Origin of the sequence: Kribbella sp. VKM Ac-2571 (assembly GCF_004362255.1) — a bacterium.
GTDB classification, from domain to species: Bacteria; Actinomycetota; Actinomycetes; order Propionibacteriales; family Kribbellaceae; genus Kribbella; species Kribbella pratensis.
Window position 1 is genome coordinate 414,177 of record NZ_SNWS01000001.1, and the last position, 14,132, is coordinate 428,308.

General features: G+C 68.5%; 11 protein-coding genes. 7 read left to right on the plus strand and 4 right to left on the minus strand.

Translation table 11 applies throughout. The annotated features are described in order from the left end of the window. Nucleotides 1-7: 7 nt before the first annotated feature. From EV651_RS02080 to EV651_RS02105, 6 genes are all read left to right on the plus strand, one after another. Nucleotides 8-1,285, plus strand: a complete 1,278-nt coding sequence (locus EV651_RS02080; RefSeq protein ID WP_133781343.1) for a serine hydrolase — start codon at nucleotides 8-10, stop codon at nucleotides 1,283-1,285. A 45-nt stretch (nucleotides 1,286-1,330) separates the two neighbouring features. Then, on the plus strand, nucleotides 1,331-2,728 hold the full coding sequence (locus EV651_RS02085; RefSeq protein WP_133781345.1) for an ATP-binding protein: 1,398 nt from the start codon (nucleotides 1,331-1,333) through the stop codon (nucleotides 2,726-2,728). A 120-nt stretch (nucleotides 2,729-2,848) separates the two neighbouring features. Then, nucleotides 2,849-4,807 (plus strand): VWA domain-containing protein, encoded by a 1,959-nt coding sequence (locus EV651_RS02090; RefSeq protein WP_133781347.1) that lies wholly within the window; start codon nucleotides 2,849-2,851, stop codon nucleotides 4,805-4,807. A 218-nt stretch (nucleotides 4,808-5,025) separates the two neighbouring features. Next, entirely contained in the window at nucleotides 5,026-7,758 is a 2,733-nt protein-coding gene (ppdK, locus tag EV651_RS02095) for a pyruvate, phosphate dikinase (RefSeq protein WP_133781349.1), read from the plus strand. Between the two features lie 89 nt (nucleotides 7,759-7,847). Then, nucleotides 7,848-8,627, plus strand: coding sequence for a trans-aconitate 2-methyltransferase (locus EV651_RS02100; protein WP_133781351.1), 780 nt, complete (start codon nucleotides 7,848-7,850; stop codon nucleotides 8,625-8,627). A 148-nt stretch (nucleotides 8,628-8,775) separates the two neighbouring features. After that, a complete protein-coding gene (locus EV651_RS02105) occupies nucleotides 8,776-9,054 on the plus strand; it encodes a YciI family protein (protein ID WP_133781353.1) in 279 nt (92 codons plus the stop codon). On the opposite strand, the gene EV651_RS02110 is transcribed toward EV651_RS02105, so the two are convergent. From EV651_RS02110 to EV651_RS02115, 3 genes are read right to left on the minus strand one after another with little or no spacing between them, the layout of a single operon-like run. Next, nucleotides 9,051-10,286 carry an acyl-CoA thioesterase/bile acid-CoA:amino acid N-acyltransferase family protein gene (locus EV651_RS02110; protein WP_133781355.1) on the minus strand — a complete coding sequence of 412 codons (1,236 nt, stop codon included), beginning with the start codon at nucleotides 10,284-10,286 and terminating at the stop codon, nucleotides 9,051-9,053. The genes EV651_RS02105 and EV651_RS02110 overlap by 4 nt on opposite strands. Nucleotides 10,287-10,325: 39 nt before the next feature. Next, nucleotides 10,326-10,478, minus strand: a complete 153-nt coding sequence (locus EV651_RS42150) for a hypothetical protein (RefSeq protein ID WP_238156598.1) — start codon at nucleotides 10,476-10,478, stop codon at nucleotides 10,326-10,328. 13 nt (nucleotides 10,479-10,491) lie between these two features. Continuing rightward, a complete protein-coding gene (locus EV651_RS02115; RefSeq protein WP_238156599.1) occupies nucleotides 10,492-11,544 on the minus strand; it encodes a hypothetical protein in 1,053 nt (350 codons plus the stop codon). 174 nt (nucleotides 11,545-11,718) lie between these two features. Here EV651_RS02115 and EV651_RS02120 point away from each other — a divergent pair, with 174 nt between their 5' ends. Then, a complete protein-coding gene (locus EV651_RS02120) occupies nucleotides 11,719-13,245 on the plus strand; it encodes a UDP-N-acetylglucosamine 1-carboxyvinyltransferase (RefSeq protein WP_133781357.1) in 1,527 nt (508 codons plus the stop codon). Here the strand turns inward: EV651_RS02120 and EV651_RS02125 are convergent. Continuing rightward, the gene (locus EV651_RS02125; RefSeq protein WP_133781359.1) at nucleotides 13,210-14,079 is read right to left on the minus strand and encodes an alpha/beta hydrolase; all 870 of its coding nucleotides are present in this window, start codon (nucleotides 14,077-14,079) and stop codon (nucleotides 13,210-13,212) included. The genes EV651_RS02120 and EV651_RS02125 overlap by 36 nt on opposite strands. Nucleotides 14,080-14,132 lie beyond the last annotated feature (53 nt).

The following is a 14,132-nucleotide window of genomic DNA, read 5'->3' on the forward strand; positions in this document are numbered from 1 at the left end:
TGGGCGCATGGCCGACTGGGCTGCGCGGTTGAACGAATTGGCGGTGGCGGCCGACGTCACCGGTGCGGTGCTCGGGATCTGGCACGACGGCGAGACGACAATCGCGCCGTACGGCGTCCTGAACGCCACGACCGGCGTCGGGACCACCGCCGACTCGCTCTTCCAGATCGGCTCGATCAGCAAGGCGTGGACCGCGTCGATGATCGTCCAGCTCACCGCCGAGGAGCGGTTCGGACTGGACGACCCGATCGTGAAGTTGTTGCCCGAGGCCCCTGTCGACCCGCGGATCACGGTCCGTCACCTGCTGACCCATACCAGTGGCATCGACGGCGACCTGTTCACCGACACCGGCCGCGGCGACGACTGCCTGCAGCGGTACGTCGCTCTGCTCGCGGACGTGGACCAGCTGTTCGAGCCCGGTACGGCGTACTCGTACTGCAACGCCGGATTCGTGCTGCTCGGCCGGTTGATCGAGGTCTTCGACGGCCGGGTCTGGGACGAGTCGCTCAAGGCCCGCCTGGTCGAGCCGCTCGGCCTGACCCACACCGTCACCCTGCCGGAGGAGGCGATCCTGGAACGCGCCGCGGTCGGTCATCTGGCGACGGACGGTTCGCGGGTGAAGACGTGGCAGCTCCCGCGCAGCATCGGGCCCGCCGGGACGATCAGTGCGAGCGCCGGCGACCTGCTCGAGTTCGCCCGGATGCACCTGACCGACGAGCGGTACGCCGCCATGCAGGAGCCGCAGGTCCCGTTCGCGGCCGGCATCGGCGGCTTCGTCGACCTCGGCCTGACCTGGCGCATCTACGACTGGGGCGGCCGTCGGCTGTTCGGTCACGACGGGTCGACGATCTCCCAGCTCGCCTTCCTCCGGATCGATCCGCAGGCGCGGCTTGTGATGTGCCTGCTGACCAACTCCGGCAACGGCACCCGCCTCTTCGAACCGCTCGCCTCCGAGGTGTTCACGGAGTACGCCGGGGTCGCGCATCCGCCCGCGCCGGAGCCGATCGACGTACCGGTCGACGACCGTCACGCCGGAATCTACGAGCGCGCCAGCGTCCGGCTGGACGTCGCGAAGCGTGACGACGAGCTGGTCATGGTCTCGTCCGCGACGGGCGACCGGCTGCTGTTCGCGGAAGATCCGGTGCACGAGTACGAGTTGCGCCCGACGGAACCGGCCGACGGCAACCATTTCGTCACCCGCGAGTCGCCGGCGCACCCGTGGGTGCCGGTCACGTTCACCCCGACGTACGTGTTCACCTCCGGACGTGTCACGCCCAGGCGGTGAGATATTCGAGGTGCGCTTTGGGAGGAGCGAGCTAACGTCTCACACGTGACTAGTGCACCTGCTGAACTCCCTCGTAAAGCCGGTGACCTCCGGGCCGCCGGGTATCTTCCTCGGTCGATCAAGGCCGAGATCCGTGACAACCTGCTGAAACAGCTCCGGGCAGGGCGTGATCCCTGGCCCGGCATCGTCGGCTTCGGCCGCACGGTGATTCCCCAACTCGAACGCGCCCTGATCGCCGGGCACGACGTCGTACTGCTCGGTGAGCGCGGTCAGGGCAAGACGCGCCTGCTGCGGACCCTGGTCGGTCTGCTCGACGAATGGACCCCCGTGATCGACGGCGCGGAGCTGCCCGAGCATCCGCTCGACCCGATCACGCCCGCCTCCCGCCGCCGCGCCGCCGAACTCGGCGACGACCTGCCCGTCGCCTGGCTGCACCGCGACCTGCGGTACGCCGAGAAGCTCGCGACCCCCGACACCTCGGTCGGCGACCTGATCGGTGACGTGGACCCGGTGAAGGTTGCCGAGGGCCGCAGTCTCGGCGACCCGGAGACCATCCACTTCGGACTGGTCCCGCGAGCGCACCGGGGCATCGTCGCGATCAACGAGCTGCCCGACCTCGCCGAACGTATCCAGGTCGCGCTACTGAACGTAATGGAGGAGCGCGACATCCAGGTCCGCGGGTACACGCTCCGGCTGCCGCTCGACGTGTTGCTGGTGGCAACGGCCAACCCCGAGGACTACACCAACCGTGGCCGGATCATCACGCCGCTGAAGGACCGCTTCGGCGCCGAGGTCCGGACCCATTACCCGCTCGACATCGACGCCGAGGTGGACGTGATCCGGCAGGAGGCCGAGTTCACCGCCGAGGTCGGCGAACCGCTGCTGGAGGTGCTGGCCCGGTTCGTCCGGCACCTGCGCGAGTCGACGTCGATCGACCAGCGGTCCGGGGTGTCCGCCCGGTTCGCGGTCGCCGCGGCCGAGACGATCGCCGCTGCCGCGCTGCGCCGTTCGGCGATCACGGGCGAGGAGCCCGCGGTGGCCCGCCCGGTGGATCTCGAGGCAGTTCCCGCCGTACTGCGGGGCAAGCTCGAGTTCGAGCCGGGTGAGGAGGGGCGTGAGATCGAACTGCTCGAGTACCTCCTGCGCCGGTCCGTGGCCGACACCGCACGCGAACGGTTCGCCGGTCTCGATCTCACCCCGCTCGCGCACGCTGTTGCCGACGGCAACCTTGTGACGACGGGTGAGCGAGTGCCCGGCAAGGACGTGCTGGCCGCGCTGCCGGAGCTGCCCGTCCTGCACGACGTCGCCGCGCGCGCCGGCGTCGAGCCGGACGACTCGTCGGGACGCATCGCCGCCGCGATCGAACTCGCCCTGGAGATGCTCTACCTCTCGAAACGCGTCGCCAAGGACGCCGACAACGACACGACCATCTACGGGGCCTGAAATGAATGCACTGATGCCGCGACTCCGTCGCGGCGGGTCATGGGGCTGTAACTCCCGTCCTTCCCTCGTCGCTCCGGTCGCTTCGCTCCCTGCGCTCCTCAGTCCAGGACGGGAGGCCCCATGACCGCTTCAATTCCGGAAGGCTGGTCGTACGGGCCGTGGCACGACGGGCCGGATCCTCTGAAGGCCCCGGCGGATCTGCGGGATGCGCTGGACGAGATCGGCCGGGACGTGATGAACGGGTCGTCGCCGCGGTCCGCGCTGGAGGAACTGCTCCGGCGCGGCACCCGGAACACCCAGGGCCTGGACGACCTGAGCCGCCGGTTGTGGGAGCGCCGCCGCGAGATCGAGCGGCGGCACAACCTCGACGGCACGCTGCGTGACGTCCAGCGGCTGCTGAACGAGGCCCTGGAAGCGGAGCGGCGCGAGCTGTTCCCGAATCCGTCCGACGACGCGCGGTTCAAGGAGGCGGAACTCGACGCACTTCCCTCCGGTACGGCGGCCGCCGTACGGGAGCTGGCGAACTACCAGTGGGAGTCGTCGGAGGCCCGGGAGAAGTACGAGCAGATCCGTGAGCTGCTCGGGCGGGAGCTGCTCGGTTCGCGGTTCGAGGGCATGAAGGAGGCGCTGCAGCAGACCACGCCCGAGGACATCGAGGCGATCAACGAGATGCTGGCCGACCTCAACGCGTTGCTCGCGGCCCACGCGCAGGGCCGGCCCGAGGTGCCGGAACTCTTCGAGGAGTTCATGGCCAACCACGGCGAGTTCTTCCCGGAGAATCCGCGGAACGTCGACGAGCTGATCGACGTACTCGCGCAGCGGGCGGCCGCCGCGCAACGGATGCTGAACTCGATGACTCCCGAACAGCGCGCCGAGCTGGCGGAGCTTTCGCAGCAGGCCTTCGGCAGTCCGCAACTCGCGCAGCAGTTGGCGCAGCTGGACGCTCAGCTGCAGTCGCTGCGGCCGGGGGAGGACTGGTACGGGTCGGAGCAGATGCGTGGTGACGATCCGCTCGGTCTCGCCGAGGGCGCGCAGGCGATGTCCGACCTCGCGGAACTGGATGCGTTGGCGGAGCAACTGGCGCAGTCGTATCCAGGCGCGCGGCTCGAGGACATCGATCTCGACGCGCTCACCCGTCAGCTCGGTGACGAGGCGACGGTCGACGCGCGGCGGCTGAGTGAGCTGGAGCGGCAGTTGCGTGATCAGGGTCTGATCGAGCGGGCGCCGGACGGTTCGCTGCGGTTGTCACCGAAGGCGTTGCGTCAGCTCGGTCAGACGGCGTTGGCCGACGTACTGCGGACCGCTCGGGGATCGGGTGAACGGGACGCGGCCAACGCTGGCGCGGCCGGTGAGCTGAGTGGATCGTCGCGTCCGTGGGAGTTCGGGGACACCCAGCCGTGGGACGTGCCGCGGACGGTGCGGAACGCCGTACTGCGTACTGCTTCTCGATCCGGGTCGGTCAAGCTTGATGTGGCGGACGTGGAGATCGCGGAGACCGAGCATCGGGCCCGGGCCGCGGTGGCGTTGCTGGTCGACACGTCGTGGTCCATGGTGCAGGAGGGGCGCTGGCTGCCGATGAAGCGGACGGCGCTCGCACTGCACCAGCTCATCTCCACGCGGTACCGCAACGACGCGTTGCAGCTGATCACGTTCGGCCGGTACGCCGGGGTTGTCGAGCTGCCCCAGCTGATCGGGTTGGAGGGCACCTGGGAGCAGGGCACGAACGCGCACCACGCGCTGCTCCTCGCCGGTCGTCATCTGCGGCGGCATCCGGACGCACAACCCGTCGTACTGATGGTGACGGACGGGGAACCGACCGCCCACCTCGAGCCCGACGGCACGGCCGAGTTCTCGTACCCTCCCGAGGCGGCCACCCTCCGCAAGACGATCTTCGAAGTCGACCGCCTGGCCAAGCTCGGCGCCTCGCTGACCGTCTTCCGCCTGGGCGACGACCCGCGCCTGAACGCCTTCGTCGACCTACTGGCGCGCCGCAGCGGCGGCCGCGTCCTCGCCCCCGACGCCGACGGCCTCGGCGCGGCTGTCGTAGGCGACTACCTCCGCACCCGCCGCAAGCTGTAAAAGTAGTCCAAGAAGCAGGGTGTACCCGTAGAAAAGGCGGGCTACACCCTGCTTCTGCGTTTCCATGACGAATCGGTCGAATGTCTCGCGTTGTCAACGTGGGAAGGGTTTTCCGGCCTTCGACCTGTGGGGAGGGTCACGTCGGCATCGTGAGACCAGTGTTCAACTGGACTGGTTTTTGGGCTTACTCTGAAAGCACGCCCCCGCCGCCGGAGTCGATGGGCCAGCGGGCTATCTTCCCGCGCCGCAAACACCCGCCTGCAACCCAGGGAGTGACCGTGCCGAAACTCGTCTACGACTTTGCCGAAGGCAACAAGTCCATGAAACAGCTGCTCGGCGGCAAGGGAGCGAACCTGGCCGAGATGACCAATCTCGGCCTGCCGGTTCCGCCCGGATTCACCATCACCGCCGACGCCTGCCGCGTGTACCTGGAGACCGGCGCGGTACCGGCCGAGCTCGCCGACGAGATCGACCACCACGTCCACCTGCTCGAGCGCAAGATGGGCAAGAAGCTCGGCCAGGCGGACGACCCGCTGCTGGTCTCGGTCCGCTCCGGTGCCGCCGTCTCGATGCCCGGCATGATGGAAACGGTCCTGAACGTCGGCCTCAACGACGACTCGGTGAACGGGCTCGCGCACCAGTCGGGCAACCCGCGGTTCGCCTGGGACGCGTACCGCCGGCTGATCCAGATGTTCGGCAAGACCGTGCTCGGCATGGACGGCGACGTGTTCGAGGACGCGATCGAGGCCGCCAAGCAGGCGAAGGGGACGCGCAACGACCTGGATCTGGACGCGGACGACCTGAAGGCTCTCGTCGAGACCTTCAAGCAGGCCGTCCACGACCACACCGGCCGCGAGTTCCCGCAGGACCCGCGGACCCAGATGGACCTCGCGACCGAGGCCGTCTTCCGCTCCTGGAACTCGGACCGCGCGATCCTCTACCGCCGCCAGGAGCGCATCCCCACCGACCTCGGCACGGCGGTGAACATCTGCTCGATGGTGTTCGGCAACCTCGGCATGGACTCCGGCACCGGCGTCGCGTTCACCCGCGACCCGTCGAGCGGCCAGCCCGGCGTGTACGGCGACTACCTGCAGAACGCCCAGGGCGAGGATGTCGTCGCGGGCATCCGCAACACCGTCCCGCTCGCGGACCTCGAGCAGATCGACAAGGCGTCGTACGACGACCTGATGGAGATCATGGCCACGCTCGAAGGTCACTACCGCGACCTGTGCGACATCGAGTTCACCGTCGAGCGCGGCAAGCTGTGGATGCTGCAGACCCGCGTCGGCAAGCGGACCGCGGCGGCGGCGTTCCGGATCGCGACCAGCCTGGTCGACGAGGGCGTGATCGACACCGACGAGGCGCTCCGGCGGGTGAAGGGTGCGCAGCTCGCGCAGCTGATGTTCCCGCGGTTCGACGCGGATGCCGCGACGGACCTGATCACGAAGGCGATCGGTGCGTCGCCGGGTGCGGCCTCGGGCAAGGTCGTGTTCACGTCGGCGGCCGCGGTCGAGGCGGCGGAGCGCGGCGAGAAGGTCATCCTGGTCCGGCGCGAGACCAACCCCGACGACCTGCACGGCATGATCGCGGCGCAGGGCATCCTGACCAGCCGCGGCGGCAAGACCTCGCACGCGGCCGTGGTCGCGCGCGGCATGGGCAAGACCTGTGTCTGCGGCGCCGAGGAGCTCGACGTGAACGTCGCCCAGGGCACCATCAAGGTGGACGGGACGGTGCTCGAAGCCGGCGAGCTGATCTCGATCGACGGCACCACGGGTGAGGTGTTCCGCGGCGAGGTCCCGGTCGTGCCGTCCCCGGTCGTGCAGTACTTCGAGGGCACGCTCGCCCCGGACGCGGGCGACGACCTGGTCGCGTCGGTGCACCGGTTGATCACGCACGCGGACGACGTACGGCGGCTCGGCGTACGGACCAATGCGGACACCGCGGACGACGCTGCGCGGGCGCGACGGTTCGGGGCGTCCGGGATCGGGCTGTGCCGGACCGAGCACATGTTCCTGGGGGAGCGGCGCGAATCCGTCGAGCGGCTGATCCTCGCGGACAACGATGCGGATCGCGAGAACGCGCTGGCCGAGCTGGAACCCTTGCAGCGCGGGGATTTCCTGGAGCTCCTGGACGCGATGGACGGGCTGCCGGTGACGATCCGGTTGATCGACCCGCCGCTGCACGAGTTCCTGCCGTCGATGGAGGAGTTGGCGGTGAAGGTCGCGGTGGCGCGCGAACGCGGCGAGGAGTCGGAGCACGATGTGAAGCTGCTCGCGGCGGTCGAACGGCTGCACGAGGAGAACCCGATGCTCGGCCTGCGAGGGGTCAGGCTCGGGCTGGTGGTCCCCGGTCTGTTCGCGATGCAGGTCCGGGCGATCGCGGCGGCGACCGCCGAGTTGCGGGCCCAGGGCAAGGATCCGCGACCGGAGATCATGATCCCGCTGGTCGGCGCCGTACAGGAGCTGCACCTTGCGCGTGACGAAGTGGAACGCGTGCTCGCCGACTACGCCGACTACGCCGACGATGCCGCCGGCGCCGAGATCCCGATCGGCACGATGATCGAGCTGCCGCGGGCCGCGGTGATCGCGGACCAGATCGCGGAGGCGGCCGACTTCTTCTCGTTCGGCACCAACGACCTGACCCAGACGACGTGGGGCTTCAGCCGCGACGACGTCGAGGGCGCGTTCTTCTCGCGGTACCTGGAGAAGGGCATCTTCGCGGTGTCGCCGTTCGAGTCGATCGACCGGGAGGGCGTCGGGGCGCTGGTGCGTACCGGCGTGGACCGCGGGCGGGCGACCAAGCCGGACCTCAAGCTCGGCATCTGCGGCGAGCACGGCGGCGACCCCGACAGCATCCACTTCTTCCACGAGGTCGGCCTCGACTACGTCTCCTGCTCCCCGTTCCGCATCCCGGTCGCCCGCCTGGAGGCCGGCCGCGCAGCCCTCGACTGACTCCGATCCCAACTTTGAGAAGCCACCGACCACGAATCGGCCCACGAAATGATCGGTGGCTTCTCAAAGTAGGCGGTTAGCGTGGGGGTGTGAGCCGCGAGCATTTGCGTACGACGTTCGGAGAAGACGCGGAGTTGTACGACCGCGTTCGGCCGGCTTATCCGCGCGAGCTCTTCGAGGAGCTCGCGCGGATGGTCGGAGACCGGCCGAAGGTGCTGGAGATCGGGCCCGGGACCGGCCAGGCAACTGCTGCCATGGTGCAGCGTGGCTGGTCGGTCACTGCGGTTGAGCTGAGTCCCGAGCTCGGCGGCGTCTTGCAGCGGAAGCTTCCCGAGGTCGAGGTGATCGTCGCGGACTTCGACACCTGGGAGCTGCCGTCGGCGGAGTTCGACCTGGTGATCTCGGCGACCGCGTTCCACTGGCTCGATCCGGCGACGCGCGTGCAGCGGTGTGTGGACATGCTGCGGCCGGGCGGGGCGCTGGCGGTCGTGTCGACGCATCATGTCGCGGGCGGCTCCGAGCAGTTCTTCGTCGACGTGCAGTCCTGCTACGACCGGTTCACCGACGATCCGGCGAAGGGCGGTCTGCCGGCCGCCGACGACGTACCGGTGGATCCCGCGGGGCTCGGGGAGACCGAGCTTTTCGGGTCCGTGGAGTTTCGCAGCTATGTCTGGGACGCGGTCTATTCGACGGCCGAGTACCTCGAACTTCTGTCGTCGTACTCGGGTCATCGGGCCTTGACAACGGACCGGCGTGACGGACTGTACGGCTGTATCAGCGCTCTCATGGACGCGGCCGGGGGCTCGATCACGAAGCGTTATCTCAACCAACTTTCTGTAGGAATTTCCCTTAACCAAACCCTTGCGTAGGGACCCGTCAGCTGGTCAGAATGTCCGGGCGGGAAGGGAGATCACTCGTCGACTTTCGGGTCTGACCTGAACCAGCCGCTGTGGCGGCTCGTGACTCCCTTTCCCGCACCAAATCCCTTGTTTCCAAGGCCATTGGTAGAGTTGCGCCATGGCCCAATATGTCGTGCAGTTGCGCTTCGACGTCGACCGGACCGATCGCCGGATGGAGGTCCGCCCGGCACACCGCGAGTACCTCGCCGCCCTGAAGGCCGACGGCAAGCTCGTCGCCGCCGGACCGTTCACCGACCAGACCGGCGCGCTGCTGGTGTACGACGTCGCCGACGAGGCCGAGCTCCGCGACATCCTCGCCAAGGACCCGTACACCCCGGCCGACGTCTACGAGATCGCCACCCTCGCCGAATGGCAGCCGCTCTTCCCGTTCAGCTAGCGCTGGAGCGAGGCGAGAAGAGCCAGGGTCTTCGCCCAGCCCTGGCGCATGGCCGACTCGTTGCTGGGGCGGGTCCCGCCGAACTTGTACGGGCCGACGATCGGATGGTTGATCGTCGTGCCGCGCGGCAGGTACGGCGCTCCGCCGACGCCATGGCCGGCGCCGGGGAGGATCACGGCCTCGTGCGGGAACTTGTCGTGGGCATCGTCGAGCTCCAGCATGATCAGCTCCGCAGCCTGTTGCGAGTCCCACGCCGCGTCGGCGGACCCCGCCACCGCGAGTACCGGTCCGTCCACGCCGTCGACCGGGATCGGTCCGGGGCCTACCGGCCGCCCCTGGTAGGTCCACGCACTCGCGCCTGGATGAGGGAATGATGGCGTGGCCGACGCGCCCGGCGCGAACAGCACGGCTCCATGGACGAGGGCCGGGAAGTGGTCGGCCAGCAGCAGCGCGGCCTCGGTGCCGAACGACGCGCTCATGACGACGACGCGCGCCGGATCGACTCCGGGTTGTTGGCCGAGCCAACGAGCCGCCGTCGCGAAGTACTCGATCGGGACGTTGCGCAGTTCCGTCGGCACGCCCTCCGCGTGGAAGTACGCCACCGCGAGTACCGGGTAGCCGTGCGAAGCCAGCAGGGACGGGATCGAGAGGGCCGGCAGGCCGCCTTCAGAGCCGCCGAAGAACAGTACGGCGGGATGCTTGGCGCCATCCGTCTTCGGCGCGACGTACATGCCGGTGAGCTTGTCCTTGGCCATCGTGAGCGGCCTGACCGTCACACCGGACGACATCCACTGCCGAGTGAGCGTCGTACTCGCCAACTGCTTCCCGTCGCGGCTGACCGAGATCTCGAGGTGCTCGACCGGGCGCCCGTTCTCGACCGGCGGGACGTACGACTGCTCGTCCGGATCTCCCTCCGGTGGGTTCATCGACCAGAACAAGCCCATGCCGTCGACGTCGTGGTAGCTCCCGCTCGCGGGCTTCGCCGTGTCGAGATCCACCGTGCCGTGGTCGTCGGCGGTGACCGTCACCTGGCTGTGCCACTTCTTGCCGTCCCGGTCGACGGCCTCCGCGGCGACGTCCACCGGCTTTCCCGCCGGTGCGCCGGCTACCTTCAGATGGACCTGCTGGTCGGCGAGCGTCACCGCCTGGTCGACGGTCAACGCCGCGTGTTCCGACGTACATCCGGCCGCGAGTAAGCACACGACCGCAGACACCCCCAGAACCCGGTTCACCGTTCCAGAGTGGCACTCCCCGGAGTCACTGCGCGGGTGTCAGGCGTCGGCGCCTTCCAGGTTGAGGTGGTCGACGTACGCCCAGAGCCAGACCAGGGGAGCGAGGACCAGTTCGGGCTCGTTGTCCTCGTCGGCGATGAACAGCATCGACGCCTCGCCGTTGGTGAGGTCCTCGATGACCGCCTCGCACATCTCGAGCGCGACCTCAAACGGCAGCAGCCGCGGGCCGTTCTCCCAGCGCGGCTCGGGCAGCGGGAGGACCGGCGCCTCGTCTGTCCCGTCCAGCTCGACCGAGACCTTCTGCAGCTCCTCGTACAGGTCGAACGAGATCAGCCCCGCGAGCGGCCGTCCGTCCAGGCCGACCAGGTACGGGTCGTCGGCGCCGTCGCGGAACGCGTCCCGGATGTCCGGCAGCGCCGCCCTCAGATCGGATGCTTCGAGGTACGGCGCCTCGTCCGGCTCCTCGGCTTCCGCTTCGACCAGCCCGCTGCGCATCTGGGTCGAACTGGTGCAGCAGCCCGTTCAGCTCGTCGTACGCCCCACCGCCCGGCGCCTTCTGTGCCCGCGCTTCCAGGTCACGCAGGTGCTCGACCAGCTCGTCCTCGAAATGCAGCTCGTAGCGCGGGAGGCCCGGCTCGCGGCCGGCGTTGATCTGCGCGACCAGCTGCGTCGACACCGGACCGATCCGCTCGGCGAGCACCTCCAGAGGCGTGGTCGGTTTCTCCTCGTCGTCGTGCGCGCAGGAGTCGTCCTCGCCCTTGCCGTCGCCTTCCATCGCGAGCAGCACCTGGAACGCCTGGAAGGACAGCAGCGCGGCGGTCGCCATAGTGCCGTCGCCGATCAGCATCAGCGGGTTGCCGCCGGCCTCGGTACGGCGTACATGGTCGGGCATCAGCGTTGCGGCCTGCTCGACGTTCACCTGACTGGCCAGCGAGGACAGGCCGTGGTCCGTGTCCACGCCGAGCAGCTCGACCAGCCGCTCGGAGCTCATGTCGAAGTTGGAGCGCAGGTAGTACCGCAGCCAGCCGGCGTCGACCGGGTTGCCGAGCAGGTCCGCGATCCGGGAGCGGAAGTCGGCCAGGTCGGCGATCGCCAGCACCACGAGCACCGGCTGGTCGCCGTCGCCGATCACCAGCGGCCGGGTGTCCCCGTTCTGGAAGCCGTCGATGACCTGGTGCAGGCTGTCGGCGGCCGCCTCGAGCGGCCACGACTCCGCCTCGAACTCGCTGACCACCGCGGCGGAGGTGTCCTCGGGCATCTACTGGTTCCTCTCCGGGTGGCGGCGGGAGTTGGAGTAACTCTAGGCGGCGGTTGTATCAACAGACCGTGCGGGGCCCGTTGAGGGTGGGTACAGGAATCGATGTGACGTTGGATACGCTGACATCGGCGGGTCGGTGCCGACGTATCTCATATGTGAGATAAGGTCTCGCGCATGACCGATGACTACCTGAGCCGGATCGGAAACCTCATCCGGGACGCCCGTAAGCATCGCGGCTGGACGCAGACGCAGCTCGCGGAAGTACTGAACACCAGCCAGAGTGCGGTGAACAGGATCGAGAAGGGTCATCAGAACCTCACCCTCGAGATGCTCGCCCGGATCGGCGAGGCACTCGACTCCGAAATTGTCTCTCTCGGCGGCGGCCCGGTCCACCTCCGAGTCGCCGGCGGCCGGCAGTTGTCCGGCGCCATCGACGTGAAGTCGAGCAAGAACGCCGGCGTCGCGCTGCTCTGCGCATCGCTGCTGAACAAGGGCCGGACGACGCTGCGCAAGGTCGCTCGCATCGAAGAGGTCAACCGTCTCCTCGAGGTGCTGAACTCGATCGGCGTCCGGACCACCTGGCTCAACGACGCCGGCGACCTGGAGATCGTTCCGCCGACGCACCTCGACCTGAGCGCGATGGATGCCGAGGCGGCCCGTCGTACCCGCTCGATCATCATGTTTCTCGGCCCGCTGCTGCACCGCGAGGACGCGTTCGAACTGCCGTACGCCGGTGGCTGCGACCTCGGCACCCGCACCGTCGAGCCGCACCTGACCGCGTTGCGCCCGTTCGGTCTCGAGGTGAAGGCGACCGGCGGGCAGTACCACGCCCTGGTGAACCGGGCGATCACTCCGGGCAAGCCGATCGTGCTGACCGAGCGCGGCGACACCGTGACCGAGAACGCGATCATGGCCGCCGCCCGGTACGACGGTGTGACGGTGATCCGCAACGCCAGCCCGAACTACATGGTCCAGGACCTGTGCTTCTACCTGGACCTGCTCGGCGTGAAGATCGACGGTATCGGCACCACGACGCTGACCGTGCACGGCAAGGCCGACATCGACGTGGACGTCGACTATGCGCCGTCGGAGGACCCGATCGAGGCGATGAGCCTGCTCACCGCGGCGATCGTCACGAAGTCCGAGATCACCATCCGGCGCGCGCCGGTGGAGTTCCTGGAGATCGAGCTCGCGCTGCTGGAGGAGATGGGGCTCGACTACGACCGCAGTACGGAGTACCTCGCCGAGAACGGCCGTACCCGGCTCGTCGACCTCACCACCCGGCCGTCGAAGCTGCACGCGCCGATCGACAAGATCCACCCGATGCCGTTCCCGGGCCTGAACATCGACAACCTGCCGTTCTTCGCAGTGATCGCGGCGACCGCCACCGGGCAGACCCTGATCCACGACTGGGTCTACGAGAACCGCGCGATCTACCTGACCGACCTGAACAAGCTCGGCGGCCGGGTCAAGCTGCTCGACCCGCACCGGGTGATGGTCGAGGGCCCGACGCACTTCTCCGGCGCCGAAATCATGTGCCCGCCGGCACTCCGCCCGGCCGTCGTCACGCTGATCGCGATGATGGCCGCGAAGGGTACGTCGGTCCTGCGCAGCGTGTACGTGATCAACCGCGGCTACGAGGACCTGGCCACCCGGCTGAACTCGCTAGGCGCTCAGATCGAGACCTTCCGCGACATCTGAGTGGACCTCTGAGTCCTGGTCTGAGTCCTGGAGAAAGGCGACCGCCTCGGCGATCACGGCGGGATCCGAGAGGATCTTGCGGTGGCCGAGGCCGGTCGTCGGCAGGAAGTGCGCGCGGTCGCCGTAGTTGCGTAGCAGCACCTGGGCCTGCGCCGGGTCGACGACCTCGTCCTCGTCGTTGTGGACCACCAGCAGTTCGAGCTTCCCGGTCGTGACCGAGAACCGCGTCCAGATCTGGTCGTCGCCGTCGAAGTACCCGTGCTCGATCCGTCGCCGCAGCTGCTGGTTGATCTTCGGCCCCAGGCCGAGCTGGGCGCAGAACGTGTCGGCCAGGTACCCGAAGTCCGCGACGCCGCTGATCATCACCAGCCGCTTCGCCTCGACGCCTTCGCGGACGGCATATAGCGCGAACGGTACGCCGAGGGAATGCGCGATCACGCCCTCGAACGGGCCGTGGCGTTCCTCGAGCCCGCGAATGATCTGCTGGTGGCCGAGGATCGAGACGACGTCGCCGTCCGAGTCGCCGTGCGCGGGAGCGTCGTACGACACGGGGCTGTAGCCGAGCTCGAGCAGGCGCGTGATGAAGCCGGCGTACCGCGAGGCGCGAGACCGCCAGCCGTGAACGAGGAGCACCGGCCGGTTGCCGTCGCCCCAGCTGTAGGTCTTCACATTGTCGACAATCTGCACCCGCGCGGCGTCGTGGACCGCCTGCTCGTCCGGGCGGACCCGGCCGCGGGCGAGCGGCCGCCGCCACAGGTTGAACGCGAGCCGCCCGCCGAGTCGCGGTGACAACACTCCGATTGTCTGCAATCCGACACTGACCAGCTTCTGCATGACATCCCCTCCGGCAAACTATACGAACGGTCGTATTATTAGTTTCGCACAGG